The organism is Chitinophaga sp. YIM B06452, from assembly GCF_039655965.1.
Lineage (GTDB): Bacteria > Bacteroidota > Bacteroidia > Chitinophagales > Chitinophagaceae > Chitinophaga.
Map to the genome: position 1 here is coordinate 104951 of NZ_JAWLKY010000008.1, position 21567 is coordinate 126517.

At 53.7% G+C, this 21567-nt stretch carries 19 protein-coding genes; 9 read left to right on the forward strand and 10 right to left on the reverse strand.

Annotated features, from left to right (window positions below; genetic code table 11):
* Positions 1–9: 9 nt before the first annotated feature.
* Positions 10–591 (reverse strand): RNA polymerase sigma-70 factor, encoded by a 582-nt coding sequence (locus R3I13_RS25755; RefSeq protein WP_346320874.1) that lies wholly within the window; start codon positions 589–591, stop codon positions 10–12.
* 94 nt (positions 592–685) lie between these two features.
* Here R3I13_RS25755 and R3I13_RS25760 point away from each other — a divergent pair, with 94 nt between their 5' ends.
* From R3I13_RS25760 to R3I13_RS25780, 5 genes are all read left to right on the forward strand, one after another.
* The gene (locus R3I13_RS25760; RefSeq protein WP_346320875.1) at positions 686–1681 is read left to right on the forward strand and encodes a FecR domain-containing protein; all 996 of its coding nucleotides are present in this window, start codon (positions 686–688) and stop codon (positions 1679–1681) included.
* A 254-nt stretch (positions 1682–1935) separates the two neighbouring features.
* Positions 1936–5208, forward strand: a complete 3273-nt coding sequence (locus tag R3I13_RS25765) for a TonB-dependent receptor (RefSeq protein ID WP_346320876.1) — start codon at positions 1936–1938, stop codon at positions 5206–5208.
* A gap of 9 nt (positions 5209–5217) precedes the next feature.
* On the forward strand, positions 5218–6876 hold the full coding sequence (locus R3I13_RS25770; protein ID WP_346320877.1) for a RagB/SusD family nutrient uptake outer membrane protein: 1659 nt from the start codon (positions 5218–5220) through the stop codon (positions 6874–6876).
* 23 nt (positions 6877–6899) lie between these two features.
* Entirely contained in the window at positions 6900–8183 is a 1284-nt protein-coding gene (locus tag R3I13_RS25775; RefSeq protein ID WP_346320878.1) for an IPT/TIG domain-containing protein, read from the forward strand.
* Positions 8183–9322 carry a family 20 glycosylhydrolase gene (locus tag R3I13_RS25780; protein ID WP_346320879.1) on the forward strand — a complete coding sequence of 380 codons (1140 nt, stop codon included), beginning with the start codon at positions 8183–8185 and terminating at the stop codon, positions 9320–9322. The genes R3I13_RS25775 and R3I13_RS25780 overlap by 1 nt, the downstream gene beginning before the upstream one ends.
* A gap of 88 nt (positions 9323–9410) precedes the next feature.
* Here R3I13_RS25780 and R3I13_RS25785 read toward each other — a convergent pair whose 3' ends face one another.
* Positions 9411–10286: a nucleotidyltransferase domain-containing protein gene (locus R3I13_RS25785; RefSeq protein ID WP_346320880.1), complete on the reverse strand. Its 876-nt coding sequence runs from the start codon at positions 10284–10286 to the stop codon at positions 9411–9413.
* Between the two features lie 83 nt (positions 10287–10369).
* Between R3I13_RS25785 and R3I13_RS25790 the strand changes: the two genes are divergently transcribed.
* Together R3I13_RS25790 and R3I13_RS25795 are read left to right on the forward strand one after the other, a co-directional pair.
* A complete protein-coding gene (locus tag R3I13_RS25790; RefSeq protein WP_346320881.1) occupies positions 10370–10858 on the forward strand; it encodes a hypothetical protein in 489 nt (162 codons plus the stop codon).
* A gap of 128 nt (positions 10859–10986) precedes the next feature.
* The gene (locus tag R3I13_RS25795) at positions 10987–11412 is read left to right on the forward strand and encodes a hypothetical protein (protein WP_346320882.1); all 426 of its coding nucleotides are present in this window, start codon (positions 10987–10989) and stop codon (positions 11410–11412) included.
* Between the two features lie 105 nt (positions 11413–11517).
* Here R3I13_RS25795 and R3I13_RS25800 read toward each other — a convergent pair whose 3' ends face one another.
* From R3I13_RS25800 to R3I13_RS25810, 3 genes are all read right to left on the reverse strand, one after another.
* A complete protein-coding gene (locus tag R3I13_RS25800) occupies positions 11518–13248 on the reverse strand; it encodes a hypothetical protein (protein ID WP_346320883.1) in 1731 nt (576 codons plus the stop codon).
* 71 nt (positions 13249–13319) lie between these two features.
* Positions 13320–13856 (reverse strand): hypothetical protein, encoded by a 537-nt coding sequence (locus R3I13_RS25805; protein ID WP_346320884.1) that lies wholly within the window; start codon positions 13854–13856, stop codon positions 13320–13322.
* A gap of 54 nt (positions 13857–13910) precedes the next feature.
* A complete protein-coding gene (locus R3I13_RS25810) occupies positions 13911–14165 on the reverse strand; it encodes a hypothetical protein (RefSeq protein ID WP_346320885.1) in 255 nt (84 codons plus the stop codon).
* A 76-nt stretch (positions 14166–14241) separates the two neighbouring features.
* Between R3I13_RS25810 and R3I13_RS25815 the strand changes: the two genes are divergently transcribed.
* Positions 14242–14553 (forward strand): helix-turn-helix domain-containing protein, encoded by a 312-nt coding sequence (locus R3I13_RS25815; protein ID WP_346320886.1) that lies wholly within the window; start codon positions 14242–14244, stop codon positions 14551–14553.
* Positions 14554–14571: 18 nt separating this feature from the next.
* On the opposite strand, the gene R3I13_RS25820 is transcribed toward R3I13_RS25815, so the two are convergent.
* The 3 genes from R3I13_RS25820 to R3I13_RS25830 are packed head-to-tail and all read right to left on the reverse strand — an operon-like array spanning position 14572 to position 18216.
* Entirely contained in the window at positions 14572–15255 is a 684-nt protein-coding gene (locus R3I13_RS25820) for a hypothetical protein (RefSeq protein WP_346320887.1), read from the reverse strand.
* Positions 15256–15268: 13 nt separating this feature from the next.
* On the reverse strand, positions 15269–17881 hold the full coding sequence (locus R3I13_RS25825) for an ABC transporter permease (protein ID WP_346320888.1): 2613 nt from the start codon (positions 17879–17881) through the stop codon (positions 15269–15271).
* Positions 17878–18216 (reverse strand): helix-turn-helix transcriptional regulator, encoded by a 339-nt coding sequence (locus tag R3I13_RS25830; RefSeq protein WP_346320889.1) that lies wholly within the window; start codon positions 18214–18216, stop codon positions 17878–17880. The genes R3I13_RS25825 and R3I13_RS25830 overlap by 4 nt, the downstream gene beginning before the upstream one ends.
* 274 nt (positions 18217–18490) lie before the next feature.
* Here R3I13_RS25830 and R3I13_RS25835 point away from each other — a divergent pair, with 274 nt between their 5' ends.
* The gene (locus R3I13_RS25835; RefSeq protein ID WP_346320890.1) at positions 18491–18886 is read left to right on the forward strand and encodes an avidin/streptavidin family protein; all 396 of its coding nucleotides are present in this window, start codon (positions 18491–18493) and stop codon (positions 18884–18886) included.
* A gap of 37 nt (positions 18887–18923) precedes the next feature.
* Here R3I13_RS25835 and R3I13_RS25840 read toward each other — a convergent pair whose 3' ends face one another.
* Positions 18924–20045, reverse strand: coding sequence for a TlpA disulfide reductase family protein (locus tag R3I13_RS25840; protein WP_346320891.1), 1122 nt, complete (start codon positions 20043–20045; stop codon positions 18924–18926).
* Positions 20046–20086: 41 nt separating this feature from the next.
* Positions 20087–21550, reverse strand: a complete 1464-nt coding sequence (locus R3I13_RS25845) for a RagB/SusD family nutrient uptake outer membrane protein (RefSeq protein ID WP_346320892.1) — start codon at positions 21548–21550, stop codon at positions 20087–20089.
* Positions 21551–21567: the final 17 nt, after the last annotated feature.

A 21567-nucleotide genomic window follows, 5' to 3' on the forward strand; every position in this document is an offset into this window, starting at 1 on the left:
CACAAGGCATTACAACATAACCCCAGAAGCCGCCACCACCGCTCCTAACACCCCAAACTCCTTCAGCTCTTCGCGCATCATGCCGAGGGTGCGGCTCATGTGTTTTTCCACGGCTTTGACGGAGATACCCAGCTTCTCGGCGATCTCTTTATAGGTGAGATGGTCGCGCCGGGACAGCAGGAATATTTCCCGGCTGCGCTCCGTCAGCTTGTCCAGCGCCGCGGCGAAGGCTTTCTCCAGTTCGCGGAGGTCGTAGTTGATATGGATGCCGGCAGGTTGCCCTGCGGGCATTTGCTGGTGGTGCTGCTCATGCAGCAGGGAATTGCGCAGCTCGTTGAAGATCCGGTTGCGGAGAGCGTTGTAGAGGTAGGCGGCAACGTTGTCGATATGCGCCAGCTCCGCGCGGCGGCGGTAAATATTGGTGAACACCTCCTGCAAAAGATCCTCTACGATGGCCGGCACAGGCACTTTTTTGTAAGCATAGGCATACATCGCCCCGGCATGGCGCTGGTACAGCGTCTCGAACGCGCGTGCATCGTTGCCGGCCAGCAATGCCACCAGTTGCTTATCAGACAGTGCGGTATATCCCATCGGCGGTAAAAATAGCAGAAAATTCAGGTTTTTTGGCAGGAAGCGGTAGGGTGCGGTTCCGGTGCCGTGTCTTATCCTTACACAAGCCCATGTAATGAACGACCAACAACTGCTGCAGCTGCTGGATAAATACCTCGGCAACGCCTGCACACCGGAGGAAAAACAGGCCCTGGAAAGCTGGCTCGAGCGGTACGAATCCCCTTTCGGGAACACCGCCCACGATCCCACACCCAGGCTTGCCGCCGTGTACACCGGTATCACCGCCCGTTTGCAGGGGGAAGGCGAAATGGCACCGGCCACTCCCCTGCGCCGCCTTCGCTGGTGGAAAGCCGCGGTGGCAGCGGCAGTTCTTCTCATTGCCGGGGCCGCTGCATTGTGGATCGTTACCCGCCCCGCCGCCATGCTCACGGCCTCCGCCCCTGCAGGCGAAAGCGCCTTCGTAGAGCTGCCGGACGGCAGCCGCGTGTGGCTCAACGCCGCCAGCAGCCTGGAATACATGGGTAATATGTCCCGCCACGGCCGCAGGGTGCGCCTCCGCGGCGAAGGTTACTTCGAAGTGGCGGCAGACCAGCAGCACCCTTTCGAAGTACAAACGCAGGACCTCTCCGTGCAGGTGCTCGGCACCTCCTTCAACCTCAAAGCCTACGACGAAGACGCCCAGCTGGAAACGACACTGGTAGACGGCAAAGTAGCGGTATCGCTCCGTAACGCCCCCACCCGCAGGCAGCTGCTCGCGCCTGGCCAGAAGCTCCTCCTTACCCGGAAAAATACCGCCGGTGCGGCAGGCAGCGACTGGGGCGACTTCTACGCACAATTGCAATACAACACCCCAACAAAGGACACCATCGCCTCCGAAACGCTCTGGCGCAAAGGCCGGCTGCAATTCCGCGACCAATCGTTTGCCGAGCTGGCCAAAACCATGGAACGGTGGTATAACAAACGAATCATCATCGCCGACGCTACGCTCAACGACAACCGTTTTTCCGGCGAGTTCCGGAAGGAAGATATCACGCAGGCCCTCAAAGCCCTGCAACTCATCGCAAATTTCACGTACGACATGAGAGGAGATACTGTCATTATTCAGCAATAAGTCAACCAACAAAACAGCATGGAACGATTCACACTTTTCACCACACCGGGCTAGGCGCTCTCCCGCCGCTATTAAAGAAAAAAGGATAGTGCCGTCACACTACCCTTTTGATGCTAAACATGGAATGAAACAGGTATTCCGTGCGGGAAATCATTTGTTTCAATTTGTCTAACACTCAATCCAAATGTATGAAAAAAACGCTGCGTTTAAAACCAGCATCACCAAAGTATTGCTTGCGAAAAACATTACGCATTATGAAGCTATGCCTCATCCTCATGACCGTAACAGTGCTGCAGCTGCAGGCGGCCGTGGGATATTCGCAGAACCGGTTTTCCATAGAAAGCCGGCAGATCGAACTGAAGCAGCTGCTGGAGTGGATCGAAACGAAAAGCTCCTACCGCTTCCTGTATAACGTCAAAAGCTTTCCCGCCGCGGAAAAGGTGGACGTCCATTTCAACAATGCCACCCTGCCCGCCGTGCTCGACCGCATCCTCCAGGACCGGCCCTTCACCTACCGCATCCTGGACGACGGGCTGGTGGTCATTACCCCCAGACAGGAAGAAAAGATCACAGTCCGCGGTAAGGTGCTCTCCGCCGAGCAGACGGAATTGATCGGCGTCAGCATCCAGCTCAAAGGCACCAGCCAGGGCACGGCTACCGACGAACGGGGTAATTTCACCCTCAGCGTCCCGCCCGGCGGCGTGCTGCTCGTTTCCTACATCGGTTTCGAGCCGCAGGAAGTGCCGGTGAACGGCAGAACACAGCTCCCCAACATTGTGCTCAAACCTTCCAGCTCCGGGCTGAATGAAGTGGTGGTGCTGGGTTACGGGCAGAAGCAGGTGCGCCAGAGCATCACGGGCGCCATCAGCAGCATTCAGACCAAAGAGCTGAAGCAAAGCCCCGTGGCCAACCTCACCAACGCCCTCGCAGGCCGGCTCCCCGGCCTCATCACGGTGCAGCACAGCGGGCGGCCGGGCTCCGACTACTCGCAGCTCTTCATCCGCGGCATCAACACCACCGGCTCCACCAGCCCGCTGGTTGTGATCGACGGCCTGCCCCGCGGCAACGCGGACCTCGGCCAGCTGGACGCTAATGAGATCGAATCCGTTTCCATCCTGAAAGACGCCTCGGCCACCGCTCTTTACGGCATCCAGGGCGCCAACGGCATCGTGCTGGTCACCACGCGCCGTGGCCAGGAAGGGCCGCCCAATATCCAGATCAATGCGCAGACCGCCATGCAGCAGCCCGTTACCTTCCCCCGCTTCCTGGACTCCTACCGCTCCGGCCTCCTGCAGAACGAAGCGGCCCGAAACGACGGCATGGCGCCCCGCTGGAGCGAACAGGAACTGGAATATTTCCGCACCGGCCTCAAACCCTACGATTATCCCAACACCGACTGGTATACGGAAATGGTGCGCGACTTCTCGCCGCAGAAAACGCTGAACGTGAATATCAACGGCGGCTCCAAATACGTGCGTTACTTCGTGTCCGGCTCCTACCTCCGCCAGGAGCCACTTTACAAGCACGCCAACGAAAACATCTACGGCATCAAATACAAATACGACCGGTTCAACTTCCGCTCCAACATCGACATCACGCTTGATAAAAACACCGACCTGCAGGTAGATCTCGCCTCCCGCCTTGAAAACCGCACCAGCCCCTCGGCGGACCGTGCGGGCCACGAGATGTACTGGGTGCTGCTGTCGCAGATGACCAACCACCTCACGCCCGTCAAAAATCCTGACGGCAGCATCGCCTCGGGCAACATGCGCGAGGATTTTTACAACCTCTACGGCGTGCTCACCCGCAACGGCTACCTGGACGCTTACTGGCACAGCACCAGCGGTTCGGTGGCGCTCACCCGCAAGCTGGATTTCATTACGCCGGGGCTTAAGGCGAAGGGCCTGTTCACCTTCGAGAATTTCGGCGACATCAACGTGGCATTCGACCAGGAGTTTGATTCCTACCGCTACAAATCAAAGCCCGGCACGCATGACGGCGAATACTTCCAGCACCGTACCGCCACCAGCCTGCAACGTTCCGGCTTCAGCAGCGGGCAGCGCTATTACTATTACGACCTGAAACTGATGTACGACCGCGATTTCGGGAAGCACTCGCTGGGCGGGCTTTTGCTCTTCAACCGCAATTACCGCTCCCAATCCGGCGACCTTCCCCGCGTGTATGAAGGGTATGTGGGCCGGGTGACTTACAACTACGATAAAAAGTATTACCTCGAGTTCAACGCAGGTTACAACGGGTCGGAGAACTTCCCGGCAGACAATCGTTACGGTTTCTTCCCCGCCGTTTCCGCCGCGTGGATGATCAGCAACGAAAGCTTCATGCCCAAAAACGGCGCCCTCAGCTTCCTGAAGGCCCGCTTCTCGCATGGCTACGTGGGCAACGACCAGATCGGCGGCGGGCGCTGGCTGTATATGTCCGACTACTCGCGTACAGACGGCTTCACCTTCGGCAGCGTGGCCACCAGCGTGGGCGGCTATTACGAAAGCCGCATCGGCAACACGGCCATCACCTGGGAAAAGGCATCCAAAACCAACCTGGGCTTCGAAACCGGTTTCCTCAAAGACCGCATCAAGTTCAACGTGGACATCTTCCGCGAGCTGCGCAAAGACATCCTTACCTCCGCCGGCACCATCCCCGCCTACCTCGGCATCACGGCAGACATCAACCGCAACCGCGGCCGCATCGTGAACCGCGGTATCGAGGGCGACCTGTTTGTGAGCATGGATGCGGGCCGCGTGGGCATCTTCACGAAGATCAATTACCAGTTCGTGAAAAATAAGATCCTGGAAATGGACGAGCCGAAGCTGGAATACGCGCATCAAAGCATCACCGGCCTGCCCATTGGCTACGGATTGGGATACCTGGCGGAAGGATTGTTCCAGTCGCAGGAAGAGATCGCCAAACACGCGAAGCAGAACTTTGCGCCGCTGATCCCCGGGGATATCAAGTATAAAGACGTTGTGGAAGACGGCGTGATCAACGAGGCCGACCGCGTGATGATGCCCATGCTAAATGTGCCTACCAGCTACTTCGGCGCTACGTTCGGGATCGATTACAAGGGGCTGGACGTGAGCGTTCTCTTCCAGGGCGCCCTCGGCGGCCGGCAGATCTATTCCGCCCAGCTGGTATGGAACTACCGCGAAAGCTACCGCCCCATCCACGAAGGCCGCTGGACGCCGGAGAACGCCGCCAACGCCACCTTCCCCGCCCTGCACTATTCCGAAAGCAACATGGGCAACAACTTCATCAATTCCAGCTACTGGGTCCGCAAAACCGATTATGTGAAACTGAAGAATGCGGAGATCGGCTACCGCCTGCCCCGGCATTGGGTGAGCAGGGTGAAGATCAAAGCCGCCCGCATTTATGTGAACGGCATGAACCTCATCAGCTGGGACAATGTGCGTGAACTCGGCATCGACCCGGAATCCAACACCGGCGACCGCTGGGGCTGGCAGCCTTATCCCATCATGCGCGTATACAACGCCGGCATTACCATCAACCTTTAAACGAGCACCATGAAAATAACCAGCATTACGAAACGATCCATCTGGCTGTTGCTGCCCGTTCTTTTCGCATGCAACAAAAATTTCCTGGACCGGAAGCCCAGCGACAAGATCACCGAGCAGGAAGTGTTCAGGAATATCGAGAACGCCGAAAAATTCGTGAACGTCATCTACCAGAGCCTCCCCAATATCTTCAAACCCGGCGGGGCCTGGATGCTCAGCAGCGCCACGGACGAAACCAACCAGTCCATCGACGCATCGGCGCTCAGCCCTGACGCAGGCAGCTTCAACAACTCGTCCATGAGCCCTTCAGCCTTCCCGATGCAGGGCCAGTGGGGGGAGTTCTACGGCAAGATCCGCTCCTGCAACCTCTTCCTCTCCAACTACAACATCATCCCCAACGACCCGAACTACCCGGAACGCAAGGCGCGCCTGCGCGGCGAAGTGCTGCTGCTGCGTGCATACTATTACTTCCAGCTGGTGATCCGCTGGGGCGATGTGCCGCTGCTCACGCAAGTGCAAAACCCTTTCGACAACCCGGACGACATCTACTATAAACGCAACACCATCCAGGAAGTGGTGCAGGCCATCGTAAAAGACCTCGACGAAGCCGCAGCCCTGCTGCCCGCCAGCTACTCCGGCCGCCCCAACAACTGGGGCCGCGCCAGCAAGGCCATTGCGCTGGCGCTGAAAGGAAGGCTGCTCCTGTACAATGCCAGCCCCCTCTTCAACCCCGGCAACGCGCAAGACCGCTGGGCTGCTGCTGCGGAAGCCTGCCGCGCCGCGCTGGACACTGCGCTGAGCAACGGTTATGTTCTCAACGCCAATTACAACGACGCCTTTACCCAATATTTCAGCCGGGAAGTAATATGGAGCCGCCCGGCGCCCGGCGCCTACCGCGACGGCGGCATCGACCAGGAGATGAACCCGCGCGGCGCGGGCGGTTACGGCAACATCAATCCCCTGCAGGAACTGGTGGACGATTACGAGATGAAAGCAACCGGCCTGCCCATTTCCGACCCCGCATCAGGATACAATCCGCAACGTCCCTACCTGAACCGCGATCCGCGCTTCTACGCCACCATCCTCTATCCCGGCGCCATCTGGAAAGGCCGCGCGCTGGACCCCAACGATGCGGACGCACCGCGGCCCGGGCAGGTGATCACCAATTACTGGCCGCGCAAATATCTCCTTGAAAACGTGAACCTCTTTAACCTCACCGGAGCTACCGACCGCAAGTGGGTGCTCATCCGCCTGGCGGAGCTGTATCTCAACTACGCCGAAGCGCTGAACGAAGCCAACGGCCCTGCCGCGGAGGTGAACGCCGCTGTCAACGCCGTACGCCGCCGCGTGGACATGCCTGAATATAACGGCGCTTCGAAGGAAGACAGGCGCGCAAAGATCCGCAACGAAAGAAGGGTGGAGCTGGCGCTGGAAGACCACCGCTTCTGGGACGTGCGCCGCTGGCGCATCGCGCATATCGTGGATAACCGCGAAGTGCACGGCGTAAAAGTGACCGGTACCGGCAACGTGACGTACGAATACCCCGTGGTGGAAAAACGCATCTTCAACGCCAGCCAGGACCGCGATTACTGGCTGCCTGTTCCGCAAAGCGAGATCGACAAGGTAGCCGGCCGCAACACCGAATTCAGGCAAAACAAGGGATGGTAAAACAATCAAAACAGACAACCAGCATGAAACATAGCATATTCAGCCTGATGGCCGCGCTGACACTCATCGCATCCGCCGGCTGCAAAAAAGAAAAAGGCCTGGAGCACGATCCCGGCGCGCCGGTGGTGATTGAGAAATTTACGCCCGCAACCGGCGGCGCCGGCGTGGAAGTGCTCATCTACGGCAACAATTTCACCAAAGACACTTCCGGCGTATCCGTAACCGTAAATGGCGTGCCCGCATTCGTAGCCGGCATGGTGGACGACCGCATCCTCATCACCATCCCTCCCAAAGCCGGAACGGGAAAGATCGAAGTGAACATCCGCGGCAATAAAGGGATCAGTCAAACGGATTTCGCATACCAAACCTCCACCATCGTAACCACGCTCGCCGGCAACAGCAACGCCAGCTATGCGGACGGCAAGGGCGCTGAGGCCTCCTTCAATATCGGCGCGCGTTGCGGCATCGATATCGACGAAAACGGGTTCCTCTACGTTCCCGAAGCCGGCAACCGCCGCGTGCGCAAGATCGCGCCGGACGGCACGGTGACCACGCTCACCGGCAACGGCAACAACGGCTACAAGGAAGGCCCCGCATCCGAAGCGGAATTCTTCATGCCCTTCGACGTAGTGGCGGCCGGCAATGGCGTGATCTACGTTTCCGACCCCGCCGCATGGACGATCCGCAAAGTGACGGCAGACGGCACTACTTCGCTGATCGGTTGGTTCGAGGCCTGGGGGCTGGGCATCGACCGGCGGAACGGCATGCTCTATTACTGCGATGCAGGCGCCAATGGCAGCGTATACCGCGTAAACCCGGGCAATGGCGCCGCCGAAAAAATCATCACCGGCCTCAGCTACCCGTCAGACGTGGCGGTAGACAGCAAAGGCGATCTCTATGTGGTCGTGAACGGCAGCCACGTCATCCGCCAGTATAAAGCGGATACCTGGGCGGCCGGCGTTACCATCGGCATCCCGGGCCAGGCAGGCCTCGTCAACGGGCCCGCGAACGCCGCGAAGTTCGACCTGCCCTGGAGCATCGCTACCGACAGGAACGACAACCTCTACATCGCCGGCAACGGCACCTGGGACGGCTCGCCGACCAACACTAACCAGTGCATCCGTTTCGTGAAGACCGGCACCTGGGAAGTGAGCACCTTCACCGGCGGCAGCACCGCCGGATTTGCGGACGGCGCCGGGTCTGCAGCGCTCTTCAACGCGCCCACCGGCGTTACCGCAGGGGCGGATGGCGCCGTATACGTGCTGGACAGGGGTAATAACAGGATCAGGAAAATAATTGCTGAATAATGAAGATGAAAATTTTGACTACACGGTGGCTGGCGGTTGGCATCATGGCAGCCGCCGCCTTTCCCGCCCGGGCGCAAAAGGCGGAATACAAATGGAACGAATTGCCCGTAAGAGGCCTGCTGATGAGCGCTCCGGCCAAACAGGACGTTGGCGTGTTCTGCGAGTTTGTTAGAAATGCGCTGCCGAAGGAAGGCGTCAACACCCTGGCCATCCGCATCGAATATGGTTACCAATACAAATCGCACCCGGAAGTGGCGGAGAAGAACGCGCTGTCGGAAAGCGATGTGAAGCAGATCGTGAAAGCCGCCAGGGAGGCGAAGATCCGCCTTATCCCCACCATGAACCTCATGGCTCACCAGTCCGAGCAAAGCGAGATGGGGCCGCTGCTGAAAGCCTATCCCCAGTTCGACGAATCGCCGGACTACAACCCGCCCGTGCCCTGGAAAAACGGCGGCATGTTCGATTTCTACAGCAAGAGCATCTGCCCCCGGCACCCCGATCTGCTGAAGGTCTTCTTTCCCATGATGGACGAGCTGACGGCTGCGTTCGAGGCGGACGCGCTGCACGTCGGGCTGGACGAAGTATGGATCATCGGTTACGATAAATGCCCCCGCTGCGGCGGAGGCGACCGCTCGGAGATCTTCGCCGAATATGTAAACAAGCTGCATGCGCACCTGCAGCAAAAGGGCGTGCAGATGTGGATGTGGAGCGACCGCCTCATCGACGGGAAAACGACGAACCTCCTCGCCTGGCAGGCCAGTATGAATGATACGCACCGCGCCATCGACCGGATCTCCAAAGACATCGTGATCACCGACTGGAAATACGAAAGCGCGCCCCCCACCCCGGGATACTTTGCGCTGAAGGGCTTTAACGTGCTGGCAAGCCCCTGCTCAGATACCGGTGTGGCCCTGGACCAGCTGAAGCAGGTGCTTCACATCCGGAAAGACGCCACCCGCGCTGAATGGGCCCTGCCGCTGGGCCAGCGCATGCAGGGCGTTTTCGAAACCATGTGGTTCAATTCCAAAGAATTCATAGACGCCTATTACGGCCGCGGTGAATACCGCCCGCTGGCGAAGCAGAATGTAACCGCCTTCAAAGCACTGTTTAAAGCGATCCGCGAGGCGGCGAAGCAATAGAAATACTTCTGACCCTATACACGAAAGCCGCCCATATGGGCGGCTTTCGTGTATTCATCATTAATGAATTATTAGCCCTGCTCCTCTGTTATTTGTTGAATTGGAACATCGGCGCATAAGCCCCTTCCGCCAGCTCACAGGCAGATTCGAACAATGACCTGAGCTTTGTGATATTCGCATCAAGGTCCTCCGGCCGGATAGTGAGAATGTCCGTCACAGCCTGGGCGAAACCAGCAGGTACTTTAGCTTGCTGAGACAGTATTGTAATCGCCCGTTTATCCCCCAACAGGTAGATCTCATTGATCGCCGCCAGCGCGCTGACGATGTTTTTCACCGAGCGGGTGAGGCAGCCGGCAGTACTGTAAACATCATGCTTCCGGGCAAACGACGGCAATTGCAGCAGGGTGAATTCAGCCGCCCACAAGGCTTGCCGGATGATGGTCCGCTTCAGTGCCGGGGGATAATCCGTTACTTTCTCTTTTAACCGGGCAACAATGCCCTCCGGATCGTAGAGGGGAATACAATAACGCGTCTCCGCGAGGTAGATCGTTGACGAAAAGCCGTAAGGAGGCTGCTGTTCAAAATCGTTTCCCCATATGCCCGCATGAGCCTCCGCGATCACCTTCTCCACCTGGGAAATATTACGGTAGATGAAATCAACATTGCCCGCTGAAGTGCGGAGCCACGCGCCGCCATTCACCCAGGGCCCCCATTCGTACGGCCCGGTAACGGTGGACGCTCCATCAGGGTCGTACTTTGCGGCAATGGCCCGGATCTCGGGAACGTTGAGCGGCTCGTTTCCAATATAATAGATCCCGATATCAATATCCGAACCGGCCGCAGCTCCGCCTGCAGCCCGGGAGCCGCCTAGTACAAGGGCTTTGACGAACGGGAACTGCCGCAGGTCGTTAACGATCTCCGTCAACCGCGCTTCTTTTTCAGGAGTAAGTTGCCAGCTGTTCATATGCATAAAAGTAAACAAAATCAGAGTCCGGCAATTTTTCTACATTTAGATATAATGTATGGTATAGACTAAAAAAAAGTCAAATGATAATCCATGAAACTAAACTGATGCTTTTTGCAGACTATTTTCAATTCTATATACAGGATGAAAATGCTGAGGGCGATCTAAGTGACAAATGGACGGAAGAGGCCACACAGCGGCTGTTGGCAGTGGCTGAAGGTACAATCGGGATCGGAACCGTCAGGAATATGGATGTTCCCGTAACGGTCAAAGTATTTGATGCTGAGCCGGCATTTAAAACAGGCATGGATAATGTAATCGGGCAAATAAATGAATGTGACTTAGAAGTCAGCTCCGGGAAAATTGTAATTGCAGGATGTACCGATTATTTTCCGGACGCCAAAAGAATAGCGCTTGAAAATGGCATTTACCGGGCCAGGATATACTATGGACATCTGGACAAACTAAGTGAGGATGGGCTTGACGGGGATGATTTTTATGAAATCCATCTTTGGCGAACGGTGAAAACGGAAGGCATTAAAATCGTCAGGAACCGCCATATTGCGATGTAATATTACAGACCAGGATTTCAATGTTTATATTAACATGAACTGTTTGCGGCTAATGGACAGATGTAGTAATTTTACAGGGAATAACCAGCTTTGCCAGGCCAGGCGTCATTTATTTCAAACAAAATAAGATGAACAAATTTGAAAATTTAAAGACCGAAGATGATATAGTAATAGGCAACTACGAATCCCAGGTAACCGGCAATATTACAGTGGAGTTCGACCTGGAAGAAGATGGCGCCGTAATGGAAGATTATTCTGAACTGATCTCCGCATCGGAAACCTGGATCGGGAAACTGACAAAAGAAAAACTGGATGAGCTGAAACGGAATATGAGCCTGGAACTGACCGATTCCGCCTATACCGGCTCCGGTTACAAACCCGGCCAGCAGGATTATGACGGGCTGGCGGCGGAACTAACGCTGGTGAGCATACGTTTTTTCCAGGACGCTTTTTCTTTGGTCTTCAAGGCAAAAAAGGAATACCCTGACATGCTTATCTGGTGCCAGGTTGATGAAGACATGGAGATGGAAGATCTTATGGTGGATAATCCCTGACCACCGGCAATTGACCTGGTAAAAGACGGGCCAGATGTTATGCGCGCCGGCTAATGCCGGCGTTATTAATTTTAATGTGTACTTTACTCTTATTCCCGTTTTTTGCTACGGGTATTTTATGGAAACGCATTTCCCGTTCTTATAAGTCCTGATGGCGTCTACCGGGCCTTCAGCGGCATAGTTCCACTCGCCATCCCGAACGCCGTTGATGTATTGCCCGTCCTCTGTCATACACTTACCGTGTGCGATGGAGTATCTTTTCTCTATCCAGTAACCATTTTTCAGGTGGTTATTGGTCTTTCCCTTTAACTGAAAGTTCAACCCTGCGCCGGCACTCCATTTACGGTCAACAGCAGCTGCGTCCATGTAATCCAGGAACATTCCTTCTTTAACCAGGTATACTGAACTCTTAACAGCGCCTGTTTTTTTGAACATGACCCTTATCCGGTCATTTTCTATTTTGGTGTAACGCCTGTACTTTTCTTCTCCCGTCAGGTCTTCGTATACCACCATGCTATTGTATTCCGAACCGGAAGCCGGGTTCACCAGCATTACGGCTTCATACCTCGCATCTTCGTAGTTAACCTCCAGGTAATAAGATCTAAAACTTACGCCGGCAACCAGGAAATCTTTGTAAGGATGGATCTTCAGCAAAGTGTCATTAGACGATACAAACAGGTCCCACATGTGAGGCCTTTCTACTTCCCTTTCCAAAGCGGTGATGAGCGTGCTTTCCAGGAGGCGGATGGTTTCTGCTGACGTGATCTTCTCCCCTACAGCTTTATGGTCAACAGAATCGACAGGATAATGACCGTTTGCGGGAACAGGCGCCGGCGGTGCGGTGGCTGGCAGGATTACTTCACCCGGGTTGAGGTCTGTGATTTTGGGCAATCCTTCGTAACGGTAAGACCTTTCGGATCCTTCACCACAAGTGGTAAAAAAGACCGTGCTGCCGCTGACCGCTTTTGCAGGTTGGCCGGCCTTGTTTTTAGTTCCTGGCTGCAGTTTGACATAGCGCCGCAGGAAGCGGTCGTCGTTGTAAGGGTTAGCCTGGTAATATTCCTCGTTGCCTCCCGTGTTTTTGCTGACGTACAGGTTTTTTGCCGGATCGTAATCGTAATCTTTTATTTCCCTTAAAAAAATGTTGTAATGTTTGTTGGCCAATACGCCTTCCCCGGACATGCTTTTGGATTGCTCATAGCTTTTTTTCATTTCCAGGGCCTCCCGCCACTGCCGGTCATCAGGACGTTTTTTATAGAAACCTTTGCCGGCACCGTAATTGGATAATTTCAGGACCGTCCTCTCTTCGCCTTCCGGCTGCAGCAACGCACTGAAGTCATTGTATACAACATGGGGTTTGTTGTAAAGGAAAATAAGGTCGTTATAGCCTTTATCGTTGAGGTATTCATACGTATTGTACCCTTCCTGTCCGGTGCCGGCCGCTTCCAGGTATGCGGTAAGATTGAATTCCGGCAGTGCTTCCGGCAGCGTATACACGAATGGCCCGTTAAAACAATTAGCATCGTCATTGAACACCTGGCGTGTATCTCCCTTTCCGAATTTCACAAAGGTTTTCCCGGCGCCGTCGAACCGGGCGAAGTTGATGCGCGTATTGCCCGTCAGGCTTTTGTTTTGCGTGCCGTACACTTCAAAGAGTTCGGGCTTGTCCGGGTAAAAGCGCAGGAGATCGTTCTCAAAATTAAAATGGCCGAATACTGCTGTAGCATAACCGTATAGCATAAACTTTCCGTCTTCGAAAAGACAGATCCCTTCGTTGCCGCCATATTGGCCACTGACCTGCTTATATCGCGCAGATACTGCTTCCTGCGCTTTCATATGACCACAGGTTAACATGAACAAAAATATCGTGATCTTAAATTTCATTATGTCCGGTGCTGAAGCAATTCTTATCTCCGTTTACTTAAACTTACAATTCTTTCTATCCGCGGGCGGTTATAACGTTGCAGGAAAATCGGGTAAAGGTTTAGTATGACATTCAGCGCCAGCAGCCACAAAGACCTGGGAATGCCGAATTTAAAAGCTACGAACACATTAAACCCAAGGACGATAAGCAGGATAACCAGGTGATCCAGTTCAGATTTTTTTGCCTGGTAATATAAGCCCGTCAAAGCCTGGGCATCATTTTTTATCGGGAAAGATTTCCTGATCACTTTTTCCCAACCGCTCCAAACCAATAGTTTCCTGAAAACATTTACGCCAAGGTATTCATATATTTTTCCTTTCCCTTCCCATTCTTTTTGTTGATAGTAAGAAGAAGAAAGGTTGCTTTTAAGTGAACCGGTAAAAACAGATACACATAACATCAAAAGGAAGTTAAGCGCCCACGCAAACGCGAAGCCGTCCATCCTGACGTAATAAACCAGGCCACAGACGGCGGCAATGGAAATTATTGTAATTAAGATTAAGGTCAGTGTCTTTTTCATTGAGAACTTTCGTTTTGCATTCCCCTCACCCAGCCGGAACATATAGTAACTTCCCTATATGTTCCTGGCCTTTTTTTCCTTCCTGATCTCTTTCAGCGAATTTGCGATCAGGGCGGGAAATACAGCGAGTGAAAAGGGAGTAACAAGCAATGCATTGAATTTTCCCTTGGTGATAGAAAGGTATATGCCTGCGGCCAGTGTGATCAGGCATCCGGTGATAATGCCATAGATGCACACTTTAAGTATTTTTTCTTTCTTGAGTAGCTCCTCATTGCTCAATTTAGCGGTAGTGGTTGTCTTTTCTGCCATAATAATCCGGTAAATAGGTATATTTATCGCCCAAATATTAACATTTTTAGTCAATCCAGCAATAAGTCAGATTTATATGACTACACCCAATAATGCCGCCAGCCAGGAGCCATGCCCGGCGCAAACACTGCTCAAATTGTTATCCGGGAAGAGCAAAGCGGAGATCTTCCGCCTTGCCACCATGGGCCCTGTGCGCTTCAGCAGCTTATTGCGTGATATCCCCGACGCCAACCGGCAATCGCTGTCAGTAGCCCTGCGGGAACTGGAGGAACATGGGCTGTTGAAAAAAAATATCATTAAACACAAACCGCTTCATATCGAATACCAGCTCAGCCCGAAAGGCGTGGAAGTGATATCCGTGTTTAAACAGCTGGAGGGGCTGGTGTGATGCGCCTATCTGCCGATGCTAATCTTTTTGAGTAACGGTCAGATCCGCAAAATGCGCATCAGTGCCATAACCTATCCAGAGCCCGATGGCGCCCGCCTGGTCAGGGCCGTGCTTCAGGTCGTTGACGATCAGCGTGGGCTGGGCAGCACCGTGCACGTACAGCCGGGCTTTATCTCCCTGCACCTCGATGCGGACCTTCGTCCATTCGCCGGCCACCAGGTCTACGTATGATTCATATTTTTCCGGGGTTTCTTTTCGTGACCGGTGCCAGGGATAGTCGGGATAGGGTGTGTACTGCACCGAGTGATTCCGGCGCACCTGGTCCTCAGCCCGGCCATTGGTGGGGCGCAGGTAGATACACTCGAATTTGGATCCATCATCAGCCATGCGGAAAGCGATACCCACAAAACCCCGGGCTGATGCTCCTGCCTGCGGCAATGGTTTAGCCGCCAGTTCCAGTTCAATGACGCCGTTGTGAAAACGCAGGTTCCTGACTTTGGCATGGGTTACTTCCGGGCCACCCGCGTTATCCATCGCGGAATCGACCACATGCAAACAGGATTTGCCGAGGTACGTCTCTACTGATACCTTTGCTTTAACCGGCTGTATGCCATCCAGGGTATTGAGGGGTATCTTTGACTGAGCCATACCCGTACTTCCCGCGGTAGTGGTCAGGATAAGGGCAAGAATATAGTTTCTCATATATCGTGATTTATTATTCCGATCGCAGGCTCTTCACGGGGTTCATCCAGGCCGCTTTGAAACTCTGGAAGCTGACTGTCAGCAGCGCAATAAACGTTACGGCCAATCCCGCCAGCGCAAACATCCACAGTTCCATGTCGATCCTGTAGGCAAAATTCTGCAGCCAGTATTGCATAATATACCAGGCAACGGGGCAGGCAATCAGGATAGCGGTCAATACCAGTTTCAGGAAATCGCCCAGCAGCATCAGCACTATGCCATTGGCAGAGGCGCCCAGCACTTTCCTGACACCGATCTCTTTGGTCCGCCTTTCGGTGGTGAAACTGGCCAGCGCAAACAATCCCATGCCGGCAATCACAAGCGCCAAACCTGTCAGGCCTGAAACCACTTGCTGGAAGCGTTCATCGGAACGATGCAGGGCGGCAAAGTTTTCATCCAGGAAAATGTAAGTGAACGGACGTTGCGGCACCAACTCGTTCCATTTTTTTTCTATTGCGGCCAGGGATTCCTTCATATCCGTTCCCCGCACTTTAATAAAAAGATTGCTCAGGTTCTGCCGGCCCACCACAAAGGCGAAAGGCTTGATGGCGTTGTGTAGCGACGTAAAATGAAAATCTTTGACAATGCCCACCACTGTCCGGTAATCCCCTTTCTGATCCGTATCGACAATAGCGCCCAGTGGCTGATCCAGGCCCAGCTGCCTGGCCGCGGTCTCATTGATCAGCAATGAAGCGGTTGAATCAGCGGGGAACCCTGCTGAAAACAAACGTCCCTGCTTTACGCGAACGTCCAGCGTTTGCAGGAAATCATTGTCAACGAACATAAAATTTACCACCACCGCCTGGTCTGAACCTTTTTTGCTCATCCCGCCTGTCCAGTTGGACCCGCCGAAGACCCCGGATGCCGCGCCTGCTTTTACGACCTGCCTTAAACCCAGCAATTCACTTCGGAGCGCATCCAGGTTAGCCAGGCCGCCGACATTCGGTAAGGTAATGACCTGCTCTTTGTCAAATCCCAGTGGCGCCGTTTTCAGGAATTTGATCTGCCTGCTTACGACGATGGTCCCGATCATCAAAAGCACAGAGGCCCAGAACTGGAAAGTGACCAGCCCCCGCCGGAGCCATGAAAAGCGGGCGCCGGGTATCTTCTGGCTTTTCAATACCTGCGCGGGTTCAAAAGAAGATAAGAACAGGGCCGGGTATACTCCCGCCAATAACCCGATGATCATTGCACCGCCCAGAGCTGCCAAACACGTTAGCAACCCCGCGCGGTTCCAGGTAGTGAAATCTTTACCGACCACCTCGCCCAAAAAAGGCAATACCGCCGCGACCAGTCCAATCGCCAGGATGCCTGAGAAAACGGATACCACCACAGACTCTCCCAGGAACTGCACAACCAGCGAGCGCCTGAAAGCGCCTGCAACTTTGCGCACACCCACCTCGCGGGCGCGTTGCGTGGAGCGGGCAGTGGCAAGGTTCACGTAGTTGATCCCGGCTATGATCAAAATAAAAAGCCCGATAAATGAAAGTATGCGAACATAAGAGCGGTCGCTGTTCCGGCCCAGCTCCCATTTAAGTTTAGAATCCAGGTGGATATTGGTCAACTGCTGAACATAAAAAACATCCTGGTTTTCCGGCTGGTATTTCCTGACCAGCAGGCGCAGCTTACCTGTAAATCCTGCCGCATCCGTATTGGGTTTCAGCTTGGCGTAAGTATAAAATGTATGCGAGTTCCAGTCTGTATCAGGGTCCACATCCACACGGCGCAGCGGGATCAGGAAATCAAAATGAAAATGGGAATTGCCCGGCACATCTTTCAGCACGCCTGTGACGGTAAAATCTCCCCCGTCGATCCGCAGGTTCAGCTGCTTCCCGACCGGGTTTTCCGTGCCGAAGTATTTCAGCGCCATCGTCTCCGTCAACACAACCGACTTAGGCGTCCGGAATGCTGATTCCTTATTCCCGGCAACAAACGGAAATGTAAACACATCGAAAAAACTGCTGTCCACACGGTACACGCCTTCTTCATAAAACTGCGCATCCGGCTGCTTTACGAGGAATTGCTGGTTCCAGCCTGGATAGATCCTGGTCACAGATTCAATTTCAGGAAGATCTTTTTGCAAGGCGGCAGCCAAAGCAGGCGGCGTGGTAGCGTCCGGGGTACGGTTGCCGTCGCCGCTAACAAAGTCTTTCACGACGCGGTAGATCCTGTCCCGATCGTGATGGAACTTATCATAACTCAGCTCATCACGGACCCAGTAAACGATCAGCAAACTGCAAAATAAGCTTAACGCGAGGCCGCCCACGTTGATAAAACTATAGAGCTTGTGTCGGAACATGTTCCTGAAAGCGATCTTGAAATAGTTGCGCATCATGCCGGGTGTAATGAAGGGAGTGGATGGATATCGTGTCCGGTTTCTCTTTATATATCCTGGCTTAATAAAACCCAGCGCCTGGCGCCAGTACCGCCAGCGGGCTTTTCTCAGGCCAGCATGCTTAACATTATACGCAAAGTCCTCGTGCAGGTCGCCCAGGATGGTTTCGCGCAGGTGCGGCGCAAGCAGCCATTCAAGCAGCTTGCCGGCCAGGCGCGGCGGTTGCGTATGATGATTACCAGAGGTTCTCATGATCCGATAGCCGGTTTTGGTGGATTTGTCAACTTTAACCAAAAACTGTTCCTTACATCCTGTATCTGCTGCAAGGTGCGCTGCCCGTAAGCTGTCACGGTATAAAGGCGTTTTCGCCGCCCTCCGCGCTCAGCCGTGGCCCCGCCTACTTCTGATTCGACCATGCCTTTTTCTTCCAGCCGCTGCAGGGCTGAGTGCACCTGGTTCAATTTTACGGAGCGCCCGGTCTGTTCAACGATCTCATGCATGAGCACTACGCCATATGCCTGTCCCTGCATCACAGCGACGCTCAATAGTACGATTTCTTCAAATTCTCCAAGGTAGGTCCGGTTCATAGTTGCTGATTATTCCAATATTTGCTGATCAAATAATCTTCCATAATTCCAGGAGCGATCAATGCACTGATAATCAGGTCATTAATTTTAGAGTTGGCAACCGTTAGTGTCCGATAATGAACAATGCCTGTTCGTTATGGAACAGGAAATGCTGAGCGCCTCTAACGCATTCATCATCGTGCAGGTTTCTTTCAATTTTTCCATATGGCTTGAATAAATCCAGGAAAACCTGAACTTCATTTAACCATTTATAACACTGCAAAAATGAAAAACCATGAAATGGATCGGAAAATGGAAGAACCAGTATGGTTCGGTCCTGGAGATAACATCCGTTACCGATAATATGGTAACAGGGACCTTCCGCACTGCTCTCAGCGACAGCGGGTTCTATGGCAATGAAATCCCTGTCTGTGGTTTTTGCCAGGGCGATTGTATTGGCATAAGCGGCGGAGGTATGACCGGCTCGGGCGATATGCTGGTAACTTATACAGGTTTGCTGCGCGGGGATACATTGCAAACAATATGGCTGGTGGTCAATGATGCAGCAAAACTACCCCAGCAGGATGAGGAATCTCCGCGGTTGATAAAACAAAACTGGTGGAAGGCGGTGATGGTAAATTCAGATACGTTTGAGCGGGTGCAAAATACTCAGGCCCCTTCCGGGGCCTGAGTATTGGCTATATTCATAGGTCGTGACGGTGCTGGTCTTATTTCTTCAATGCCTTCTTATACTCTGCAAGTTGCGTTTCCTGTTCTTTAATACTGTCTTCCGTTACAAAGCCGGCGAATTTTCCTTCTTTCAACAGTTCTTTGCCGGTTTTAATGGATTTCTCCAAAGTGCCAATTGCTTGTTTGTAATCGCCCATATTGGCATATCCCATCGCGATGAACTTATAAGCAGCCGGGGGCGGCATTTGAGGGTTGGCGAGCAATCCCTCCATCAATTGTATCCCATATTCATAAGTAGATTTTTTATAACCCGGTTTACTGCAGATAATCCCGGCAACGGACCCGGTATAGCCGGGCTTGGTGCTTTGCCACTTTTTTACATATTCCATGGCCGCATCTTCGCTGATGTGCTCGAGCATTGCCTGGAATTTCAAGAATCCAAAAGTGCCGGCGTACTCCGGGCTGCTGCCGGCGATGGCGGAATCCATTACATTTACGGCTTCCTGGTATTGTTTTTCTTTTACCAATGCATCGTACCTGCCCATTACCTTGCGAAAGGGGGCGGACACCGAATCGCTGATCCTTTGTTTTTCTTCCCGCGCTTTTTTAGAGGCTTCCACATCGTATTTGCCAGACAGCACTACATTCACAACGGAATCCAGTTCAACGGGGTGCCCCATCCACAGGATCGTTCCGTCTTTCACCATAATAGTGCAGGGAATGCCTTCCTGGCCGGCGGCTTTCATCCAACTGTTGCCCATGAACTGGTCTTTGCTGTCGGTGATCACATTAAAATCCATTTTGTTGCCCATCTGCTGCACGAAACGCGTCACCTTTGGCCAGGTGTTTTCATAGGGTTTGTCTCCCTTCTCTTCCCAGATATTCACGGCTATAACAGTGGCTTCATGCTTGCGTTCCCGCGCAAATTCAGACAGGTGCGGCATGGAGGCGATGCAGGGGCCGCACCAGGTAGCCCAGAACTCGAACAGGTACAGGCGGCCTTTTTCATATTCTTTGATGGGCGAGCCTTTCAGCCATTTTCCATAACGAAGTTCAGGCGCCTTATCGCCGATACTAAGGGTGGGCCGATCTTGCGCCGCGGCTGAAACCTGGATGCAGACAATGGAAAATAATACCAAGCGCACGGTTTTCAATAACATACTACGATAGTTCATTTTTTGATGGTTTTTGAAATGAGACGTTAGAAATTGGGAATGGTCAACACCACTTTGGGATCGGTGGGTTGGATAACCAGCTCGGTGCCGTTATTGTCGGCTGCTTTACGTATCATGGGCAATCCGTTGCGGAAATAGTCGTACCCGGCATGGCCTTCAAAAGCCAGTTCCATCCGGCGTTCCTTCAGGATGGCCGTGAGCAGGTCTGCGTCCGCAATGGCGGTAATGTCTGAAGCAGGCAAACCAGCGCGGGTGTGGATCGTAAGAAGATCGGCCCTGGCAGCTGCATAGTTCTTCAGCTTGGCGTTGGCTTCTGCCCTGTTCAGGTACAATTCTCCTGTGCGGAAGTAAATGTTCGGCGCGCGGGTCAGCAGTTGGTTCATAAGCACCAGCAGCTTGGTAGTTTCCCGGTAGCCGGTGGAAGGGTTCACGCGGAAGAAAGTGTTGCGGATATCTTGCGCGGTGAACAATGACTGCAGGTCTGCCGAAGGCATAAAAAAACCCGCCCCGCCCGCGAGCGGATCATAATTGTACATGAGACCGATAGCGGTGTTGCCGGTCATGTTATCGAACGCGAAAATGATCTCTTTGTTCGTCGCAAATTTTGCCCGCCCGATGGCGCCGTTCTGGTCGTCGGCAAAAAGGTTGCGGTAATCATTGCCCTGCAGCAGCGCGAATTTACCATTGTTGTGAAGGAGCGCGCTGTCGGCATAGGTAACGGCTTCTTCGTTAAAGGCCGCGCCAGGATTGGCTACGCTGCCGCCCATGTAAAGATATACCCGCGACAGCAAGGCCCAGGCCGCTACTTTGCCGGCAAAACTGTTGGGTTTGGTAACCGGCGTTTTCATCAGCTGGGCAGAAAGTTTCAGCTCGGCGATGATAAATTCATACACCTCTTTTACGGTCGATGGCGAAGGGAGCTCTGCCAGGCTGCTGGTCATCTTCAGCGGTACGCCGGCGTTTGTTTCTGCGCCCTGGTAGTAAGGCTTGGCATAAAGGCGGATGAGGTTGAAGTAGGCAAATGCACGGAGGAAATGGTTCTCGCCTTTGGCATACAATACCGCGTTTTTGTCTGCCTCCGTTGCACCGCCGAAGCTGGTTTGCCGGAACTTTTCGATGCCCTCCAGTACCGTGTTAACGCTTACGATCAGCTGGTAGGATCCGCGGTACACCGGCAAGCTGAACCCCAGCCCGGCGCCATTACTGTTACGGAACCAGAAACCATCTGTCCGCATGTCGGCAGGCCCGAAAGTCCGCAGTGTTACATTATTGCCGCGGCTTTCCGAGAGGTTCAGCAGCGGTTCGTCGTAATCGCCGGTCAGGTTTTGGCGCAACATGGAATAGTTGCCGACGGTTGCCTCCACGATACCCGCGGCGGAAGCCAGTTCCCCGTCTTTGTCGATCTTGGTCAGCGGGCTGATCGCATCTATTTTTTTATTACAACCTGCCGCGGCCAGCATGGCAGCGAGCAGGATCATATAGTTTCTCATTTTCATTTCGTTTAGCA

Coding starts and splice junctions, on each gene's coding strand:
- R3I13_RS25795 (WP_346320882.1), top strand. CDS start 10,987: ATGAACAAATTTGAAAATTTAAAGACCGAAGATGATATAGTAATAGGC.
- R3I13_RS25815 (WP_346320886.1), top strand. CDS start 14,242: ATGACTACACCCAATAATGCCGCCAGCCAGGAGCCATGCCCGGCGCAA.
- R3I13_RS25790 (WP_346320881.1), top strand. CDS start 10,370: ATGATAATCCATGAAACTAAACTGATGCTTTTTGCAGACTATTTTCAA.
- R3I13_RS25835 (WP_346320890.1), top strand. CDS start 18,491: ATGAAATGGATCGGAAAATGGAAGAACCAGTATGGTTCGGTCCTGGAG.
- R3I13_RS25775 (WP_346320878.1), top strand. CDS start 6,900: ATGAAACATAGCATATTCAGCCTGATGGCCGCGCTGACACTCATCGCA.
- R3I13_RS25765 (WP_346320876.1), top strand. CDS start 1,936: ATGAAGCTATGCCTCATCCTCATGACCGTAACAGTGCTGCAGCTGCAG.
- R3I13_RS25845 (WP_346320892.1), bottom strand. CDS start 21,550: ATGAGAAACTATATGATCCTGCTCGCTGCCATGCTGGCCGCGGCAGGT.
- R3I13_RS25785 (WP_346320880.1), bottom strand. CDS start 10,286: ATGAACAGCTGGCAACTTACTCCTGAAAAAGAAGCGCGGTTGACGGAG.
- R3I13_RS25820 (WP_346320887.1), bottom strand. CDS start 15,255: ATGAGAAACTATATTCTTGCCCTTATCCTGACCACTACCGCGGGAAGT.
- R3I13_RS25825 (WP_346320888.1), bottom strand. CDS start 17,881: ATGAGAACCTCTGGTAATCATCATACGCAACCGCCGCGCCTGGCCGGC.
- R3I13_RS25830 (WP_346320889.1), bottom strand. CDS start 18,216: ATGAACCGGACCTACCTTGGAGAATTTGAAGAAATCGTACTATTGAGC.
- R3I13_RS25805 (WP_346320884.1), bottom strand. CDS start 13,856: ATGAAAAAGACACTGACCTTAATCTTAATTACAATAATTTCCATTGCC.
- R3I13_RS25840 (WP_346320891.1), bottom strand. CDS start 20,045: ATGTTATTGAAAACCGTGCGCTTGGTATTATTTTCCATTGTCTGCATC.
- R3I13_RS25780 (WP_346320879.1), top strand. CDS start 8,183: ATGAAGATGAAAATTTTGACTACACGGTGGCTGGCGGTTGGCATCATG.
- R3I13_RS25810 (WP_346320885.1), bottom strand. CDS start 14,165: ATGGCAGAAAAGACAACCACTACCGCTAAATTGAGCAATGAGGAGCTA.
- R3I13_RS25755 (WP_346320874.1), bottom strand. CDS start 591: ATGGGATATACCGCACTGTCTGATAAGCAACTGGTGGCATTGCTGGCC.
- R3I13_RS25770 (WP_346320877.1), top strand. CDS start 5,218: ATGAAAATAACCAGCATTACGAAACGATCCATCTGGCTGTTGCTGCCC.
- R3I13_RS25800 (WP_346320883.1), bottom strand. CDS start 13,248: ATGAAAGCGCAGGAAGCAGTATCTGCGCGATATAAGCAGGTCAGTGGC.
- R3I13_RS25760 (WP_346320875.1), top strand. CDS start 686: ATGAACGACCAACAACTGCTGCAGCTGCTGGATAAATACCTCGGCAAC.